The 17969-nt window shown below is 40.4% G+C and carries 17 protein-coding genes and 1 tRNA gene; 4 read left to right on the forward strand and 14 right to left on the reverse strand.

The features are described from left to right. Positions 1-167 precede the first annotated feature (167 nt). From lspA to IQ259_RS12645, 4 genes are all read right to left on the reverse strand, one after another. Positions 168-641: a signal peptidase II gene (gene lspA, locus IQ259_RS12630; RefSeq protein WP_193885176.1), complete on the reverse strand. Its 474-nt coding sequence runs from the start codon at positions 639-641 to the stop codon at positions 168-170. Positions 642-691: 50 nt separating this feature from the next. Then, entirely contained in the window at positions 692-1246 is a 555-nt protein-coding gene (locus tag IQ259_RS12635; RefSeq protein ID WP_193885294.1) for a biotin transporter BioY, read from the reverse strand. A 485-nt stretch (positions 1247-1731) separates the two neighbouring features. After that, positions 1732-2640 (reverse strand): gamma-carotene 1'-hydroxylase CruF, encoded by a 909-nt coding sequence (gene cruF / locus IQ259_RS12640; RefSeq protein ID WP_193885178.1) that lies wholly within the window; start codon positions 2638-2640, stop codon positions 1732-1734. Between the two features lie 76 nt (positions 2641-2716). Further along, on the reverse strand, positions 2717-2887 hold the full coding sequence (locus IQ259_RS12645) for a hypothetical protein (RefSeq protein ID WP_193885180.1): 171 nt from the start codon (positions 2885-2887) through the stop codon (positions 2717-2719). Between the two features lie 87 nt (positions 2888-2974). Between IQ259_RS12645 and IQ259_RS12650 the strand changes: the two genes are divergently transcribed. Then, the gene (locus IQ259_RS12650; RefSeq protein ID WP_193885182.1) at positions 2975-3421 is read left to right on the forward strand and encodes a hypothetical protein; all 447 of its coding nucleotides are present in this window, start codon (positions 2975-2977) and stop codon (positions 3419-3421) included. Positions 3422-3517: 96 nt separating this feature from the next. Here the strand turns inward: IQ259_RS12650 and rpmA are convergent, their stop codons facing one another. The 3 genes from rpmA to IQ259_RS12665 form a co-directional block, all read right to left on the reverse strand. Further along, the gene (rpmA, locus tag IQ259_RS12655; protein ID WP_193885184.1) at positions 3518-3799 is read right to left on the reverse strand and encodes a 50S ribosomal protein L27; all 282 of its coding nucleotides are present in this window, start codon (positions 3797-3799) and stop codon (positions 3518-3520) included. A 26-nt stretch (positions 3800-3825) separates the two neighbouring features. Next, positions 3826-4224: a 50S ribosomal protein L21 gene (rplU, locus tag IQ259_RS12660; protein WP_193885186.1), complete on the reverse strand. Its 399-nt coding sequence runs from the start codon at positions 4222-4224 to the stop codon at positions 3826-3828. Positions 4225-4574: 350 nt separating this feature from the next. Further along, positions 4575-5840 (reverse strand): ABC transporter substrate-binding protein, encoded by a 1266-nt coding sequence (locus IQ259_RS12665; protein WP_228014511.1) that lies wholly within the window; start codon positions 5838-5840, stop codon positions 4575-4577. Positions 5841-6141: 301 nt separating this feature from the next. Between IQ259_RS12665 and IQ259_RS12670 the strand changes: the two genes are divergently transcribed. Next, positions 6142-6900 carry a YebC/PmpR family DNA-binding transcriptional regulator gene (locus tag IQ259_RS12670; protein WP_193885190.1) on the forward strand — a complete coding sequence of 253 codons (759 nt, stop codon included), beginning with the start codon at positions 6142-6144 and terminating at the stop codon, positions 6898-6900. A gap of 219 nt (positions 6901-7119) precedes the next feature. Here IQ259_RS12670 and IQ259_RS12675 read toward each other — a convergent pair whose 3' ends face one another. Further along, on the reverse strand, positions 7120-7920 hold the full coding sequence (locus tag IQ259_RS12675) for an Rpn family recombination-promoting nuclease/putative transposase (protein ID WP_193885192.1): 801 nt from the start codon (positions 7918-7920) through the stop codon (positions 7120-7122). Positions 7921-8056: 136 nt separating this feature from the next. On the opposite strand from IQ259_RS12675, the gene IQ259_RS12680 reads away from it, so the two are divergent. After that, a complete protein-coding gene (locus IQ259_RS12680; RefSeq protein ID WP_193885194.1) occupies positions 8057-9325 on the forward strand; it encodes an FAD-dependent hydroxylase in 1269 nt (422 codons plus the stop codon). A 197-nt stretch (positions 9326-9522) separates the two neighbouring features. On the opposite strand, the gene IQ259_RS12685 is transcribed toward IQ259_RS12680, so the two are convergent. Next, the gene (locus IQ259_RS12685) at positions 9523-10134 is read right to left on the reverse strand and encodes a GDSL-type esterase/lipase family protein (protein WP_193885196.1); all 612 of its coding nucleotides are present in this window, start codon (positions 10132-10134) and stop codon (positions 9523-9525) included. A gap of 199 nt (positions 10135-10333) precedes the next feature. Here IQ259_RS12685 and IQ259_RS12690 point away from each other — a divergent pair, with 199 nt between their 5' ends. Continuing rightward, on the forward strand, positions 10334-11638 hold the full coding sequence (locus tag IQ259_RS12690) for an NAD(P)/FAD-dependent oxidoreductase (RefSeq protein WP_193885198.1): 1305 nt from the start codon (positions 10334-10336) through the stop codon (positions 11636-11638). Between the two features lie 190 nt (positions 11639-11828). Here IQ259_RS12690 and IQ259_RS12695 read toward each other — a convergent pair whose 3' ends face one another. The 5 genes from IQ259_RS12695 to IQ259_RS12715 form a co-directional block, all read right to left on the reverse strand. Beyond that, the gene (locus IQ259_RS12695) at positions 11829-12011 is read right to left on the reverse strand and encodes a hypothetical protein (RefSeq protein ID WP_193885200.1); all 183 of its coding nucleotides are present in this window, start codon (positions 12009-12011) and stop codon (positions 11829-11831) included. A 4-nt stretch (positions 12012-12015) separates the two neighbouring features. Beyond that, a complete protein-coding gene (locus IQ259_RS12700) occupies positions 12016-12168 on the reverse strand; it encodes a hypothetical protein (RefSeq protein ID WP_193885202.1) in 153 nt (50 codons plus the stop codon). A gap of 168 nt (positions 12169-12336) precedes the next feature. Further along, a tRNA-Gly gene (locus IQ259_RS12705) sits at positions 12337-12407 on the reverse strand. 50 nt (positions 12408-12457) lie between these two features. Further along, a complete protein-coding gene (locus IQ259_RS12710) occupies positions 12458-13633 on the reverse strand; it encodes a hypothetical protein (protein WP_193885204.1) in 1176 nt (391 codons plus the stop codon). Positions 13634-13693: 60 nt separating this feature from the next. Further along, entirely contained in the window at positions 13694-17224 is a 3531-nt protein-coding gene (locus IQ259_RS12715; RefSeq protein WP_193885205.1) for a response regulator, read from the reverse strand. Positions 17225-17969: the final 745 nt, after the last annotated feature.

Consider the following 17969-nt stretch of genomic DNA (forward strand, 5'->3'; position numbering starts at 1 on the left):
GTTGAGTGCAGACATTTATCTTGCATATATTTGGGAGGAAAGAGCAGTTGCCGACGGCAACTGCTCTTTCCCCCTTCAGAATGATTATCATTTTTATGGCTTGTATATCTTATTCTCTGGAAGTCCCTTACAGCATAGTTAAATAGGGTCAATAGTTTTACTCTGCTTCACCTTCTGCGGTTGGTAGTTGGGGTTTTTTGGAAGGAAGCAATGAGCAAACAAACAATACCGATGCTAATAAACGAATCTGCGATATTAAATACAGCAAAATTAATCAATCGAAAATCCAGAAAATCTACTACATAGCCTAAAACAAAGCGATCAATACCGTTGCCCATAGCCCCACCCAAAATTAAACCATAACCCAACTGATCCCAACGGTTTAACACCGGGCCAAACCAAGCCAGCGCTATCAATACTAGACTTACTCCCAAAGATAACCAGCGCAACCACTCCACTTTTCCACTTAACAGACTAAAAGCTGCACCAGTGTTAGTAACATAGGTAAAGTGAAACACCCCTGGTATGAGTGGGAATGTATCTCCTAATTTGAAGGTCTGCACTATCCAGTATTTGGTCAGTTGATCTAAGAAAAAAGCAATAAAGGCAGCAATCCAAAACAGACGATTTTTTAAAATCATGGCGAGTTAGTCATTAGTCATTGGTCAAAAGTCAATTTATGGACTATTGACTAATAAAACATTAAATGGCGTAATACATATGCGATTGAGGTAACGGCACAGACTACAGCTAATTGCCCTGGTATTGCAAACCAAGAGTATTTGAGGATGGCTTGGATTAAGGACACACTTTCTGTACCTTGCCACTGAAAAAAGTAACTAATAGTCAAATAAGTAATACCGCAGAAATGAACGGTTAACAAGCCACAAAGACAACTAAATGCCAGAGATTCCAGTTTTGGCCTCGCTTGAAAAGCCAAAAATCCACAAATCCACGCTCCAGGAATAAAACCTAACAGATAACCAAACTGAGACAGCTTGACATAACCAACACCACCACCCTCAGAAAATACAGGGAGTAAAGTTAAACCCATAACTAAGTATGCTATTTGTGAGAGCGCACCAGCATTCTGCCCCCCCAAACACCCGACTAGTAGCACCGCCCCAATTTGAAAGCTGACGCCTAAAGAAAAAGTTTGAATTCCATGCTGACTCCAACTCCAGGGCAAGGTAATACTATATGCTCCAACAAATGTGCCACCCATTGTCAAGAGTAAGCCAATCATAGACCATAATAATTGAACAGTTCCCACAATATGAATGCTTTCAGCGATTAATCTCTATAAAATGCTCAATATATGCTCAAAGACGTAATTTTTTATTCTTTAACGATACTTCTAATTGAGAATATTTTTATCCAAAGTAAGTAGAAAGGTGCAAATAAACCGAACTATGTAACGGAAAGTAAAGTAGCTTGAAAACCTCTTCCCTTCTGCCTTCTGCCCTCTGCCTCCTGCCTTGTCATAACGACAATTTTTAACACCGACCTACTTAACTATTTAATTATCTGACTGTTCAAACTTGTCTAGTTTATCCTGAATTTACTCCCTAACATCTTCAGAATAATTTTCTACTGTTTTTATTTTGTCTATGATTGATTTAGAAAGCCTGAGAGTTATTTCTTCTGTGAATGGCTTTGGTAAATAATGGGTTGGGGATTGGGTACTGAGAAAAATTTTCCCCATGCTCCCCCGCTTTTTAAAAGCTTTTATTACTTCAAAGCAACTTTTACGCTTGCCACTGAAACTTCTTGAGTTGCTGGCTCAATGGTAACTTGAGTAGTTGTCGCTGATGCTTTCCACCACAAAGTAATGGCAGGAGTAACACCTAACACCAAACCAAGCAATACAGGAATGGAGAATCCGGCAGCCAAGCTCATAACTGTAGCAAAGCCAAAGTTACTTAAATAGACTACCAAAGGTAAATTAAGTTGCGATCGCTCAAATTTTATCGGGTTGTTTTTCCATAACAAAGCTGCCACAGTCATAAACACTGCGCCAGTACCCAGCCAGCCGGCAAAGTTTTGATAAGGCATCCCAAAGAAAGCACCTGGTTGTTGCCAATACCAAAAAGGTAAGGTAGTTTGACTCATTGCCGGGTCAAGCACAAAATCCCAGGAGGTAAGCAGCAAGGAACCTAAGCCAATTGCAACAATGTGTCGCCACCAGCTAGGTTTTGTGTCCACTTCTAAACCTGCACGAGCCAGCAAGTAAGAGGCACAGCCTAAATAAAACCAAGATAAGGGAATTGTAAAGGGAACTAAACCAGCAATTTTATAACCTAAGCCACTTAAATAGCTGTAGTGACCAAAAGGAAAGCCTGTGCTGGTTCCTAATAGTTCACTGCTTAAAGAAATTAATACAGCAGGCAGCAGAAAAGCCATAGCACGACCCACACCCAATGTCCGCAAGGCATACAAAAATACAGCTGCTGCACCCAAGATCATATAAACTACACCGCCACCAGCCATACTCCACTGCATGGCAGTTTGTCCTACTTCAGACAAGTGAAAAATGACTTCGGCATTGGGTATAACTAGTAATATCCCTACTAACCCAAACACCATTGACACAATATGACCGATGAGGCATACGCGTTCAGCGACGACAAGTTGTTTCATGACAATTCCTTAATCAAGATGTGATACTTTGCTACTCTGCTGCTAACAGTTTACAAATGTTTACGAAAATATTTAACTAGTTTATACCGCCATTGTTTGTAAATTTATACAATTTGCCTAACAGCCTATTGATTGGTTCTGGGAAAAATAGGATGATAAACTTATAGTCTAAGTCATCCTCGCCATAATCTACCCCACTTAAGATAGCTGTCTTGTAGTTTGCGATCGCCTTTACTCTCAGCAGCATTAATGCTTCTACAAGTGAGATAGTGTCATTGGTACACGCCACATTTATTTAAAATATCACTTTACCTATTTATGGCAAGACCAACCCATGCCAATTTTCAAAAAACTTCCCTGGATATCTTTATTACTAGTACTGGTTAGTTGCAGTACTATGGGTTGGGTTTTGTCAGAAACTCAGGCTCCTTGGCCTTTCTGGATAGTGGTTGTAGTTGCTGTACTTATTTTGCTCGCAAGTTTAACTGCTCCCTTTTTAGCAATGGCAAGTTATTCTAGTGTATTTTTTGAGTCAGCTACCAAAACTTTTTTCATTGCTGTTTTTGGGGCGTTTTTGTTTTTCCTGATGATTGTTTGGTTTCGTCTCTTTCTAGATACCTTATTAATCATTGCTGCGTCAATATTAGCCAGAATAGATTTTCACCTAGCAGGATTTAAGGCAAGGCCAGCTTTTCTGATTACATCCTTATTTTCTTTGGCAGGTATAGCTTGTGGTAGTGTTATTCATAGGGTTTTAGCAGAATATACACCTATTTGGTAAATATTTTTTGTATTTACAATCGTTATAAAAATGAGGGTTGGTAACTTCAACCCTCATTTTTACAATTCTAAATAACCAATAAAATTGCCAGTATTTTTAGCTAACGGCTGCTTCAGTTGTGGCAGCAGGTGAGTAAACACTGACTTTTTTACGAGACTTGCCTTTTCTTTCAAAAGTAACAATACCGTCAACCAAGGCAAACAAAGTATCATCGCTACCGATACCAACATTGTTACCGGGGTGAAATTTAGTTCCACGCTGACGCACGAGAATATTTCCGGCACGAACAACTTGACCGCCATAGCGTTTCACACCTAGACGCTGGGCATTAGAGTCACGTCCGTTACGCGTACTACCTGTTCCTTTCTTATGAGCCATAATTTCCTCTTGTGTTTGTTCTTATATTATTCAGCTGTGGTTTCCGCAGGAGAATTTTCATCTGCGATCGCTTCAGCAATTGCTGTTTCTGAAGCTGCAAATACCTGACCGTTAAGAGTGATGGAATTAATTAACAGTCTGGTAATTTCTTGACGATGCCCCCGTTTTTTGCGGGTTTTCTTCTTCGGCTTCATTTTGTATACCAAGACTTTACGACCTCTCAGATGCCGCAATACAGTCCCTTCTACAGTTGCCCCTGTCACTAGAGGCTGACCGATGCTGACTTCACCTTCATGCTGTACTAGTAGTACTGAATTTATTGTAACTTTTTCGTCTGGTTGAGCAGTGAGCAGTTCAATGTCGTAAAAACGACCAGGCTCAACTTTTAATTGTTTGCCGCCAGTTTCAATAATTGCGTAGGTCATGAAATTGTCCTTAGAGTTGCCGTACAGGTAGCTAGATGTGATCTCTTGTAGAGAAAACGATTCGTTCAATTAATCGCTGTTACTAGCTTTTGTGATGTCTCTACCTGATCCGAGCAGGAATTAGACAGACAATCTAAAATTTTATGTCATTAGCTAGATTAAAGTCAATATATATCTAGAAGTAAAATTATGGATAGCCGATTTAGTAAATTTAGAGAATATTTTGCCTAAATTTGCGTAACGTTTGCGAATACGGCTGAAGTTATATAGTGACACAGAACAGCACCAACAAATCTGAGCAGAAGATGTCACTGCTCAGATTTTTCCCTTGATTATGCTTATTTTTGGCTTCATTTGAAGATTAAATCTAAACGCTGCTGACTAGCTTTGAGTGCATCGGCGGGCGAAAGTTTACCCAACAATACCGCTTCAACCGCTCGCCCGATACTATCAGAAATTCGATTATAACCAGGAAAGATTGGCCGACTGCGGCCATACTGGGCTTGTTCTAAAAATACGTTCACTTGCGGTAATTTCTGGATAAATTCCTGATATTTTGCACTTTGGCGAGATTTTAAATTAATCGGTAAATAACCAGTTCCGAGAGCTAATTCTGTTTGAAAATCTGCACTCATGGCATATTCAGCAAACTTAAATGCCGCTTTTTGACGTTTTGGTGTGGTCTTAAAAAAGAAGAGATTTTCGCCGCCAATATTAGTAGCAGGTTTTTGGTTAGCAGGTAAAGGAAAAACACCAAAATCAACATTAGTTTCTTGGAATTGCCCCAAATTCCAGGGGCCATTGATTTGCATTGCTACCTTCCCAGATAGCAACGGGTCTGTCTCATAACCGCGTTCTGGGCTAGATAACATTGCAGAACCATCAGTAACTAAATTACGCCAAAATTGTAAAGCAGCGATCGCTCCTTGATTTTCTTGTAACCTAACACCTGCTGGATTTTGTCCATCACCATTCACCAATTCACCGCCACTACTCCACATAAACGGCAACCAAGTGAAGACTGTAAATTCTCCCTTCCCTAAAGGTAAAAACATTCCATACTGATCTATGCGTCCATCGCCATCAGTATCAAGGGTTAATTTTTGGGCGACTTGCCGGAATTCCGTCCAATTGCGGGGTGTTTCAGTAATCCCAGCTGCTTTAAACAAACTTGGACGGTAGAAAATGCCAATATTGTTTGTCGCAAAAGGAACTGACCAAAGTTTTCCTTGATATTCCATCGAAGTATACAAGGCCGGGTCAATTTCGTTTTTAACTGGGGAATTTGCCAGCATTTCATCTACAGAAATCAGCGCGCCTAATTCTACTAATTGACCGGCGATAGTTGGGTTATACCACAACAAATCCGGCGGTGCGTTTCCTACTACGGCCGACAAAACTTTAGGTGTTTGCTGATCCTGTTGTCCAACGTATAAAGACTCTACTTGAATATCTACATGGGTTTGGTTAAATTTATCTACCAGCTTTTGCAAGACATCCCGATTTGCCGGCGGATTTACACCATGCCAGAAAGTGATATGAATAACTTTATTTGTTGCAACTTTAGAACGTATGGCTTGACATCCGCTTAAAGCTACTATGCCTATAAGTAGCAACAGTAGTAATTGTCTAAGATAGTGTCGTACTTTCTTTCTTCTTCCCCTCAATTGGCCATGGGTAAGAAAAAATCTTGCAGCAAGTTGGTTGAGAAAATTAATCACTGGTCTAATGATGACTCATAAAGGACGTACCGCAAAGCAGAACCCGTCTCCTATAGGAAAATAGTGGACTGAATTTTAATACTTCACACTAGCCTGCGGCAAGCCACCCAAAGGGTGTCTATACACTTCATACTTCATACTTCATACTTTCCTTGTATATCCTAATCTTTGGAGAGAGCATTAATAGTTTCAAATTATGGCAGGTCATAGTAAATGGGCTAACATTAAACGCCAAAAGGCTGTAGTCGATGCAAAAAGGGGAAAGACTTTCACTCAGCTGTCGCGGGCAATTATTGTGGCGGTGAGAAACGGTGTACCAGATCCAGCAGGAAATTTTCAACTACGCACAGCTATTGAAAAGGCCAGAGCAGCGGGTATCCCCAATGATAATATTGAGCGGGCGATCGCTAAAGGTGCAGGTACATTTGGTGGCGATAATCATAGTCTAGAAGAAATTCGCTACGAAGGTTATGGCCCCGGAGGCGTAGCAATTTTAGTCGAAGCCCTCACTGATAATCGCAATCGCACTGCTGCTGACTTACGGGCAGCTTTTAGTAAAAATGGTGGAAATTTAGGTGAGACTGGTTGTGTTAGCTGGATGTTTGACCAAAAAGGTGTGTGTATTGTTCAAGATGTAGTTGATGAAGACAAACTTTTAGAAGCATCTTTAGAAGGTGGCGCTGAGTCTTATGAAATGACTGAAGATGATCCGGCGGAAGTGTTCACCGAGATAGTCAATTTAGAAACTCTCAATCAAACCCTAAAAAATAGAGGTTTTAAGGTAATTGATGCCGAATTACGCTGGATTCCTAGTAATCATCTTGAGGTAACTGATGCCGATCAGGCGCGATCGCTCCTCAAGTTAATTGATACTCTAGAAGGCTTAGATGATGTTCAAAATGTCACGTCTAATTTTGATATGTCAGAACAGTTGTTAGCCATGAGTTTTGTTTAAAAATCTACATAGCAACTACTACCGCAAGGCGGAAATCAAAAGTCAAAAGAAATACAGCGTAAACGTTTCATGGATTTGAAATGGGTTGTTTATTTCCGCCGCGCTGTACTAGCAAGGTATTTAGATTTAAGTAGACAGAAACTTACTAAACTTGGGTGCGTTATGCGATCGCTAACGCACACCATTGGTATATTTAGTATAAAGTTTCTCAACCCCTATTCAAGAAGACTGTTTTTTTGCCGCTTGTCGCACCACATCAATTTCTAATTCCAAAGCCTCAGCAATTTGTTCCAGATTCAAACCCAACTTTAAAAGCCGAGGTAACGCTTCAAGCTTACCTTCAAGTTTACCTTCAAGCTTACCTTCCTCCTTTGCCTCTTGATAAACTCTTGTATTTTTAATGGCATCTAGACCTAACATAGCTTCCACCTCTTCACGGCTAAGTCTGGGAAATTTGTAAATCACTACCGTCTCAATAAATTCTATAATTTCTTGTTGGGTAAGTACATTTGTTAACTTTTGTTGGGCTTGCTCAATTAGCTGTCTAGCTTTTGCGGCTGTTCTATTTTCGCTTTCCACAATTAGTTGCACAATCCCAATACCTATTGAGGTATCTGCGGATTCGCTTAATTCATTTAAATATACACGTTGTACTAAGGGACTATTTAGTAAAAAACGATAAGGTCTAGATTCTTCTGGTTCTAGACTGCGCCGGGGAAATATCACAACTGCACGCCAGTCATTTATAGGCTTGTATTGATATAGATAGAGAAATATTGCTGCAAAGACACGCTGATAGAAAGCTTCATCTTTCTGAAACTGCACCTCAAGAAAGTAAATTAATTGGTTGGGGTTCTCGGATAGTGGTAGAAATAAGCCATCAAGACGAAATGCTTGTTGTTTAAGTTCGATAGAAGTGAATTGATAGCTGTTAGCATCAGTTCCAGATTGACCAATTAATTCAAAAAATACGTTGGGGAAGGTTTGAAACAGACTATAAAAAAGGGTGTCAGTTTTCACGATCGCGGAAATTATATTTACCCTAGGGAGATTTTAGTACACAGAGTTGGTAGATCAGTAATTTTGCTTCTCAACTTGCTCTATATGGCGCGATCGCGTAAGAATAATAGTTAAGGTGGCTTAACTTCTCTTAACAATGACCCTAACGCAGCTTACTCAAACTCTTGCCCTTCAGCAACCCGCAGCAGACAAACGGGGATACGACTATGATTTGGTAATTGTCGGCGGTGGAATTGTTGGGTTAACCCTAGCCTCTGCCTTGAATAATTCTGGGTTGAATATACTGCTAATTGAGGCCAAGGTGACATCAGCATCTGTAGCCAAAGGCCAAGCCTATGCTATTCACATGCTTTCGGCGCTGATTTACCAAGGTATTGGCATTTGGGACAAAATATTGCCGCACATCGCCAAATATCGCCATGTGCATCTTTCTGATGCTGATTATCCTGATGTGGTGGAATTTGCATCAGCCGATATTGGTAAAAGCACATCAGAGTTAGGTTATGTAGCAGAACACCAAGCACTATTACAGCCCTTGCAGGAATTTGTGCAGAAATGCCCAAATGTGAATTATCTGTGTCCGGCTGAGGTGGTAAATACGCAATATCAGCAAGATATAGCGGCAATTGATATCAAGATTTCTGAGCAAATATATACAGTCCGCAGTAAATTACTGGTAGCCGCCGATGGATCGCGATCGCCAATTCGCCAAGCGGCTGGGATTAAAACTCATGGCTGGAAATATTGGCAATCTTGTATAGTTGCCTTTGTCAAACCCGAAAAATCCCACAACGATACTGCTTACGAAAGATTTTGGCCTAGTGGCCCCTTTGCGATTTTACCTTTACCTGGGAATCGTTGCCGCATCGTCTGGACAGCACCCCACGAAGAGGCAAAAGCTTTGTGTGCTTTAGATGACGAGCAATTTTTGGCAGAACTTAGCCGCCGCTATGGTAATCATATGGGTAAATTGGAATTATTGGGCGATCGCTTTGTTTTCCAAGTCCAACTCATGCAAAGCGATCGTTATGTCCTTCCCCGTTTAGCATTAATTGGGGATGCAGCCCACAACTGTCATCCCGTCGGTGGACAAGGTTTAAATCTCGGTATTCGAGATGCAGCCGCATTGGCGCAAATCATCGAAACAGCCCACGCCAAAGGCGAAGATATCGGTAAAATTCAAGTCCTCAAACGCTATGAACGTTGGCGTAAACTGGAAAACTTGACAATTTTAGGTTTTACCGATTTGCTAGATCGGATGTTTTCTAACCAAATCCTACCTTTAGTAGTTGTTCGTCGCCTTGGTTTATGGATGATGCAACGAGTTCCACTATTAAAAGTATTCGCCCTCAAATTAATGATTGGCTTAAAAGGGCGCACTCCCCAATTGGCACAACGGTTTTAACCATTTGATTTGCAGGTTTGAGCGATTTGTATAAGTACGGGAAATGCGATCGCATTAGTGAAACATGGCATAATAGGGACGTTCAAATTCTTGGCGAGTTAGGCGATCGCCACTTTCTCATGGTGGTATCTTTCTCTCTGATGCTGTCATGGCCAGATTCCTCGCAGGAATTTCACGGACTCTAGTATAAGCAATTCTTATTTAAACCAATTTAACCAAGCATCCCAATTGTCTACAATTTGAGCAAATTCAGCATAACCTGCGGCTCGTGGATGAGCGCCATCATAATTTCTAGCTTCTTCTATCCAGATATTTGATTTGATTAATGTAGGAAAAACGTTGAGGTAAGGAATATCTAATTGCTGACAAACTAAAGCAAATTCTTGATCTAAATTAGCAATTCTTTGATTTTGTGCTGCATCTCCACATGGTGATAGACCAATCATTAAAACAGGATATAACTGTTTAGTTGCGCTCAAAATATCATGGATATTTTTGAGTGAATCTGCGATATTCACACGAGTTTTACCGTTTTCTATCGTCGTGTCATTTACACCAAAAGAAAATACAACTCTACCGTCATATTCTTTTGGTAGACGATAAGTAACTTCTCGCAGCCAACGATTTTTCAGTTCAGTACTCGTCTCTCTTCGCACACCTAAATTATAGTAAGTTATGTCATAACCTTTTTTATTAACATTTACACAAATTCTACCTGTCCAACCGAGACATTCTTTGTCGCCTGTACCGTTGACAAAGGATTCACCCAGAAAGCAAATTCTTACTTCTGATAGAGATTTTGCATTCATAAATATAGTTCAACTTTGGTGTGTTATCTATTGTCTGCTAATCTTCAGCGATCGCATATATCGAAAGATGTTGCCATACATCTTTCTGAAGATTCATGAAATCCTATCTGAGTAGAGACACAATGTATTCTATCTCTACAAATAACGTATATTTCACGCATATAAAGATTATCATCATCTATGCGTCAATTTAAAATTTATGATTAAAAAAGTAGTGATTGTTGGCGCTGGGCCAAGTGGACTTTTATTAGCTCAGTACTTGTTGCGTCGTGGAGATAATTATCAAATTCACATTTATGAGCGTCGCAGTGATCCTAGAATTGTCTCATTTTCTAAATCCAGAACTTATCCGATTTCTCTCAATGAAAGAGGAATGAGCGCTTTAAGACAAATTGAGGGATTGGGAGCATCTGTCAAAGCCATAAGTTTAGAAATGAATGGCACAGTTTTTCATCAACAAAATGGCAAGACAAGATATACTCCTCGACAAACTCCCTTGTTTACTCTTGACAGGACAAATTTAGCGATCGCGCTTTTAGAAAGCTTAACTAGCAAGTACAATAATAAGCAACTAAATATTCACTTCAACTGTCAATGTCAGCAAGTTGATTTTACTGCTAAGACATTAACATTAACAAATATCGCTGAAGAAGACAAAAGTCTTACTATTAATTATGACTTTTTAGTTGGTGCAGATGGAGCGTATTCTGCGGTTAGACAAAGCCTTAACTCCACAGAATATCTTGACTGTGAACAAAAAGATATCCCTACTGATTACAAATCATTTTTCTTACCTAGTCCTGATGAAAAGTCAAACATCAATTTAGAACGCGATAAAATTCACTCTTGGATGCTCAAAGATGGCACAGTTGTGCTTCTGCTGCATCAACTAGGTGGAACGATGAGCGGGGTTATTTACTTTCCTCGTAAGCACAATCAAGTGGCTAATCTTTCGACAACGGAAGAAGTGTTAAAGTTCTTTCGAGAAAATTTTGCAGAAACTAGTCAGTTGATGCCAGAATCGGAAGCCGAAGCTTTTATTAATAGACCACCATCAACAGTTTTAACAGTTCGCTGTAGTCGCTATCATTATGGTGATAGTGTATTGCTAATAGGAGATGCTGCCCATGCTGTATCACCTTCGATTGGTCAAGGTTGCAATGCAGCACTCGAAGATGTAGTGGTGTTTGACCAGCTTTTAGATGAATATTCTGATAATATCGCAGAAGCCATTGCACAATTTACGGTGCGCCGTCAGCCAGATGGTTATGCTTTAGTAGAACTTGGAGATAATGCGTTCCCATTATCGCAAGGATTATTTATTGAGTTTATTTTAAGAGAGCTTTCGGCAAAAATTTTGCACCAAATATTTCCTCAACGTTTTTCACCGCCACTGTTTTATTTAATATCGGAAACCACTGTTTCTTATTTAGAAATTTTAAATTTATATCAAGGTTGGATAGCCAAAGTTAAAAAATCTAATGAGAAGTTTTTAGCAATTTAATCGCAATTTCCCCAAACTCATCTACTCCAAAGTAATCACGTAAGAATCCGCAGAAAGTTTATTCTTATCTTGTTACCAAGCTTCACTGCGTAAACTTTCTAGACAAGGATTTGCATGTCAAGCAGATGCTAAAATCGCCATAGAAAAGCTATCATCCTGGAAATCTCACCAAATAAAAGAAATGGAGTACTCAGAAAAACCAGAGTATACCAAAGCAGGAAGACCAAGTAAATCCACCCAAAATCAACAAATAAACTATCAAGTTAAAGTTTCTGGCTTTATAACTCATCGAACTCACGTCAGATAAAGAACGGCGATGATAACCAGACTCTTGTTTCCATTGCTTACGTCCAACTTGATGTATTCGACGCAAATTTTCATCCCTGGGATACGAAAGTGTTTGAGTGTGGTGGAATTTTGGCGTTGCTACGAGGTGGAATTGTCGCTTTTGCTCCGCGCTCGGCAATAGTGTCATCACAACCTTTTGTGTCATAGCCACCATCACCACCTGTAGATGTTTCGGTGTACATATAACTAGTAGTACATTTGTATGCTAAGCTTACACTCAAATCACACCCAAAGTACCCTAAACTACCCCAAGTCATTGTATATTTATAGTACAAAAATACTATAAAAGGAACTGTTTTACAAATACAAAAACTCTCATAAGCTATGGCTTACAAGGGTTTTGAAATTTAAGCGGGCGGCGGGAATCGAACCCGCATTAATAGCTTGGAAGGCTATAGTTTTACCACTAAACTACGCCCGCATATTTCCAACTTAGATATCATAACACTATTTTGAAAAAAATTCACATATCTAATTAAGTCCAACAGATCGGATTGTAATCCTGACAAATAGATTGCTCAAGTCTGGTTTGCTGCCATCTTGATTTTGGGCTGGGGTAAACTTGTCGTTGCGGAAAATGTCGGCGATCGCTTGTTGGTATAAACTTCTTTCGCCTCGTAGACTGAGTGGTTCTATTTCTAAAACTACAGCCTCTTGAAAATTACCATTTTTATCAATTACTAAGCTTGCTAAAAGTTGTGCAGGTGCAAGTCCGATTTCACCGTTGAGAGAACTTGCTGTCAATTTTTTGGTATCGCTTCCCTGATATTTAGCCAGAACATCAGGTAAATCTTTGCTTAATTGACGCACTTCATGATCAGCCAAAGGCACTATCGTTACTATTGAGCCAGCTAATTCAGAATTGCTGGGATTTTTTTCTGTAGGGATTTCAGGAGTATTTCTTGTTGGAGTGGGTGAAGTTTTGTCTGTAGGAATTTGAGGAGTATTTGGATTTCTCTGAGTAGATGTGCTGGAAGTGTTTCCAGTGGAACCTGGAGACGGATTTCCGGCTGGATTTCCGATTTGAGATTGCGAATTTTTAGGCTGTTCTGATGGAATAATGTTTGGTAGCGGCTTTCCTTGTCCTAGGACAACTTCTTGTCGGCGATTCCACGGACGATTCCCAATGGGAACTGTCGGTGTAGGTCTAGGTGTTGGTGTAGCTTTAGTAAATTGGGGTGTAAAACTTGGTTCCGGTTTCGTTGTTGGTGTAGGTTGAGGCGGCTGAACTGTTTTTTTAACCAATGGTTTGGTGTTCGTTTGAGCAACGACAACTTCTTTCTTATTCAAAATACTAGAACCAGCATCCTGATTTTTAGGTGTGGTTTGTGCTGTTTCTGGTAAAGGTTTTGATACAGACTTTTGAGATGAGATGTTGGGTTTTGGTGAAATTTTTGTTGTAGATAATATTGATTTGGCTGTAGATTTTGTAGTTGAGGGGAGTTCTATAAATTCAATGGGGACAACATCTTGACTTTGCTGTGGAAACCACAGTCCAAATACATTATGCGATCGCATCAGCCAAAAAACTAACAGATGCAGGGAAACTGAACTGATGGCCGCAAAAATCCACAAACTTGGAGAATCGGTACGTCGCCTCCAGACATCGACTGAAATGGGAGTTTTGTCTGCAACAGGTGTTGTCATATCACCAAAACCAAATATGATTCAGAGTCCTTAGCAATACTTTAAGACTCCGTTTGGATCTTAGCGATTAACCACTAAATCTGGTGAAACAGCAAAAGTTAGAACTGTTTCATCTACGCCTTTAAGTTTCAACGGACTACCTTTAGTAATTTCTTCATCCTGCAAATAATCTGCCACAGCGGCAGAAATTAGAATACTACCAGGAATAGCAGCAGCCTGCAATCTGGCGGCAATATTCACACTCGGCCCAATCGCGGTGTAGTCGGCGCGTTTCTCGCTACCAAACATACCCACAACCGCTGTACCTTGGTGAATACCACAGCGAAATTGTACGCCAGAACGCCCATCACTTTCAAATACACCTTGCTCTAGCCAGCGTTGGTTTAACTCAGAGAGGGAGCGGTGCATGGCTCTAGCTGTATTGACGGCTCGACGCACCTGTTCATTAGGAGTCAGTTCTTCTGGCGCTCCGTATAAAGCCAAAATCGCATCTCCCATAAATTTATCTACAGTACCGCCATTATCAAATACAACTTTGGTCATACATTCTAAATATTCATTCAGTAATTCTGCCACCCGTCGGGATCTGAGAGTATTAGCTAATTGGGTAAAACCTACAATGTCACTAAACAAAACTGTAATCAAACGCGGTTCTGGACGTAAATCTAGAGTCAAATCTCCTGCTGCTGCTTTCTGCACCAATACATTTGGCAAAAAGCGTTTGAGGACTGATTCTGTTAGGTAAGTGTTTAGTTCCACAACCCGGCGTTCATTTTCCTTCAAGGCTAGGAGATTCCTGACTTCTGCTAGAAGTTCGCGATCGTTAAATGGTTTTGCTAAATAAGCATCTGCACCGTGTTCTGTACTTTCGATGCGGGTTTCTTCGTCAACTTTTGCTGTGAGCAGAATGATCGGAATTCCTTTGAGCTTCTGTTCAGAACGAACCATCCGAATCATTTCCAGTCCAGTCACTAAAGGCATCATTAAATCAGTAACGATCAAGCTGGGTACAATTTCCTGAGCTACACCAAACCCTTCATAGCCATTACGAGCCGTATGCACTTGATAGCCGTGGCGACGGAGGATATTGGATACATAAGTTCGTAAATCTGGGTTGTCGTCTACAACCAAGATTGAGTATTGAGTATTGTTCGTGTAGCGGGGTGTAGCCTGTGTTGAATCTTGAGTATGAGGAACAATCGATAAGTCTTTTGTAATTTCAATAGTTGGTTCTATGAGTTCTAAATCAGCTAATTCGACACTAGCGCGGTTCGTATTTAATTCGACGGGTGTTTCTAGTATTTGGTTTATTGGTAAGTGATCATTACCAGTTAGCAGCCATAACGTGAAAGTCGTCCCTTCTCCATACACTGAATCTACAGTGACTTTACCGCCGTGCATTTCCACCAATTCTTTAACTAAAGCTAAACCCAGCCCGCTACCTTCATAGGAACGGTTTTCAGAACCTTCAGCTTGGCGGAATCGCTCAAATAACAGAGGAATTTGTTCTTGAACAATGCCGATTCCTGTATCTTTTACTTGGAGGATGCAGTAATCGTCTTGATGTTGAAGTGCAACACTGATTGTGCCATCTTCTGGTGTAAACTTCATGGCATTTGATAGGAGATTATAAACTACCTTGTCAAATTTTTCCATATCCAAATAAACCTTTGGACATGTACCAAAATCAGTATGCAGATGCAGTTGTTTTTTCTCGCAGTAAGGGCGAAATGACTCGACAATTTGACTGACAAATTCCACCAAATCACAAGGACGAAAACTAGGTTGCATTCGTCCAGCATCTAGGCGTTGTAAATCGAGTAATTGGTTAACTAATCGCAGCAGGCGGCGAGAGTTACGCAGAGCGATCGCACTTTGTTCATGGGATAGCCCTTCCCCAGCCCCCACAGCAGATTCTAGTGGCCCTTGAATTAAGGTGATGGGAGTGCGGAATTCGTGGGAGATATTTTGGAAAAATTCAGTTTTTTGTTTATCTAGTTCTAATAAGCGCTCGGCTTGCTCACGGGTTTTCTGGTATAAACGTGACTGCTGTACTGCGATCGCTGCTTGTGCTGCCACTGCTTTGGCTAGTTCAATATCAGATGATACCCATCGCCGGACTTTTCGCCCTTCCCTCAAGGTAATACTACCGATACATTTGCCATCAGCTAATAAAGGCACAACTATAAGCGATCGTGCTGGCTTTTTTAAAGGCAAATCAAATCCCTTGAGTTCTAAGAGACAGACGCTCATGTCAGGAACTACTACAGGCTCCTGTGTCCGCAAAATTTCTTGCAACAGTGGGTTATCTCTAATTAGAGCTTGAGAGTGAGGTAATTGTTGAGATATTAAGTCAAGATTAGTATTTAAATTATGATTTTGGGCTGGCTTCAGCGAATGCTCAGAATGTTGAAAACTATCATATAAGCCCACACACTCGACAAATTCATCTTCTTCTGTCCATAAGGACAGCACACAGCCATCGACTTGTAAGGCTTGCCCTAATTTGTGAGTAATAGCAGCAAAAATATCTTGTGGGTCTAAGCTAGAGCGAATTGCTGTTGTAATTGTATTAATTAGCGCTTCTCGTTTAGCTAAAGCACGTACCTGTTCATAAGCATAAGCTTGAGATAAAGCAAGAGCTGCTTGATCTGCCACCATTGTTACTAGCTGTACTTCCTCAGTCCCCCAAAAACGGGATTGGGTACACTGATGTAACGCCAGTACTGCTAACAATTCTTGTTGACAAATTAACGGTACAACTAAGCTAGAGCAAATACTAGCAGCCGCAAAAGCTGTCCCACGTTGCTGTAGTTCTAGACTTTCTCCTTGGATGCGCTCATCTGTAGCAACATCGTAAATTACTTGAACTTCACGGGTTTCCCAAACTGTTTGAGCCAACAAAGAAGGGGAAAATGAAGAAACAGAGAAAGATGTGGCTTTCTCATCTCTTTGTATTTCCAATACTTTTCCTGTTTTGTCTTGGGGATATCTCTGGTAAATAAATCCCTCATCTGCCAACTGCTCATCTTGAAAGGGACGTAATAGACAGACATCGACTTCCAACATATGACCGACTGTATCGACAATTGCTTGCAAAATTTGCCGATAGTCTAAAGCGCTGCGAATTGTATTGGTAACAGTATTCAGCAATGACTCTTGACGGAGTGTGCGGGTTAGTTCGCGGGTGCGAGCTTTAAGAACATTATGGGTATCCAAGGCTTGGCGTACCACAGCTTTGAGTTCTTCTGCTTCCCAAGGTTTAGTGACATATTTAAATACCTTACCAGCGTTGATTGCTTCCACTAAGTCTTCAACATCAGTGTAGCCAGTTAAAATAATTCGGATAATATCTGGATATTGAGTTGCTGTCAGGCTCAAAAATTCCGTACCGCTCATTATCGGCATCCGCTGATCGGAGATGATCACTGCAACCTCTCCTTCTTCTGCCAGCAGATCCAGGGCCGCAGGGCCAGAGGTTGCCCTTAACACCTTATAATCACGATAAAAGGTGCGGTAAAGCAAATCAAGGTTGTCTGGTTCATCGTCAACAACCAAAATTTTCGGCTTACTGTTTACTTGAGATTTCATGCACCGCTTTCCTGCTGCAACAGCAGTTGAATAAAGAATAATCTGATCAAGAAGGAATTTTTCTGAATCAGGTAAGAGCAGAGCATTTTGCCCAATCGGGCTGTTTGGCTAGACAAATGCTGGGTGTAAGAATATCTACTCACAGTAATTAGCCTTAATACTTTGTAATGAGTGCCACTTGCTCTGATACAGCGGATTTGGTTGAATAGTCGGTTCTGCACTACAGAGTTGATGCGTGCTTTTCAAGTCTTCTTTCACCTCCAGTGACAACTTTCATACTACACACAGCATTCAGTCCTGGCAGAAAAAAACCAACTGAAGCTGCATATTAAGTTTGCCCTTTGTCGCAGTTGTACTAACATTTGCAGGTAAATTTTATTTATCTAAATCATGGAAGAGTGAGCTAGGTCACAACGATGAGTGTTGAAGACAAAGTATACTATTGGACTAATTGTTTTTTCCAATTTAGCAATCATAACCATCAGTCACGCAAGTGGCATGGGTCTGTTACAGATTAATTCTTCTTTAACTATTACAGTGTGTACTTAATTAGTATAACCCTCATTTTAAGTATATATACTTAAAATGAGGGTTATAACTTCACTCATTTATAGAAATACAGAAGCGATATGTATTAGGGTGTGACAACAAAATTTCACCTAAAATTCAATCAAAAATCTGACTCAATCTTGATGAAGTAACCTTCCTTGTTGTCTATGCGGAGTCTCTAGTGGATATGAATCAT

This window comes from Fortiea sp. LEGE XX443, from assembly GCF_015206815.1.
Lineage (GTDB): Bacteria > Cyanobacteriota > Cyanobacteriia > Cyanobacteriales > Nostocaceae > Nostoc_B.

Excerpts from the sequence above, each read along its gene's own strand:
- IQ259_RS12685 (WP_193885196.1), bottom strand. The coding sequence starts at position 10,134 with ATGAATGCAAAATCTCTATCAGAAGTAAGAATTTGCTTTCTGGGTGAA.
- IQ259_RS12670 (WP_193885190.1), top strand. The coding sequence starts at position 6,142 with ATGGCAGGTCATAGTAAATGGGCTAACATTAAACGCCAAAAGGCTGTA.
- cruF (WP_193885178.1), bottom strand. The coding sequence starts at position 2,640 with ATGAAACAACTTGTCGTCGCTGAACGCGTATGCCTCATCGGTCATATT.
- lspA (WP_193885176.1), bottom strand. The coding sequence starts at position 641 with ATGATTTTAAAAAATCGTCTGTTTTGGATTGCTGCCTTTATTGCTTTT.
- IQ259_RS12715 (WP_193885205.1), bottom strand. The coding sequence starts at position 17,224 with ATGAAATCTCAAGTAAACAGTAAGCCGAAAATTTTGGTTGTTGACGAT.
- IQ259_RS12650 (WP_193885182.1), top strand. The coding sequence starts at position 2,975 with ATGCCAATTTTCAAAAAACTTCCCTGGATATCTTTATTACTAGTACTG.
- IQ259_RS12645 (WP_193885180.1), bottom strand. The coding sequence starts at position 2,887 with ATGCTGCTGAGAGTAAAGGCGATCGCAAACTACAAGACAGCTATCTTA.
- IQ259_RS12700 (WP_193885202.1), bottom strand. The coding sequence starts at position 12,168 with ATGTACACCGAAACATCTACAGGTGGTGATGGTGGCTATGACACAAAA.
- rplU (WP_193885186.1), bottom strand. The coding sequence starts at position 4,224 with ATGACCTACGCAATTATTGAAACTGGCGGCAAACAATTAAAAGTTGAG.
- IQ259_RS12680 (WP_193885194.1), top strand. The coding sequence starts at position 8,057 with ATGACCCTAACGCAGCTTACTCAAACTCTTGCCCTTCAGCAACCCGCA.
- rpmA (WP_193885184.1), bottom strand. The coding sequence starts at position 3,799 with ATGGCTCATAAGAAAGGAACAGGTAGTACGCGTAACGGACGTGACTCT.
- IQ259_RS12710 (WP_193885204.1), bottom strand. The coding sequence starts at position 13,633 with ATGACAACACCTGTTGCAGACAAAACTCCCATTTCAGTCGATGTCTGG.
- IQ259_RS12690 (WP_193885198.1), top strand. The coding sequence starts at position 10,334 with ATGATTAAAAAAGTAGTGATTGTTGGCGCTGGGCCAAGTGGACTTTTA.
- IQ259_RS12635 (WP_193885294.1), bottom strand. The coding sequence starts at position 1,246 with ATGATTGGCTTACTCTTGACAATGGGTGGCACATTTGTTGGAGCATAT.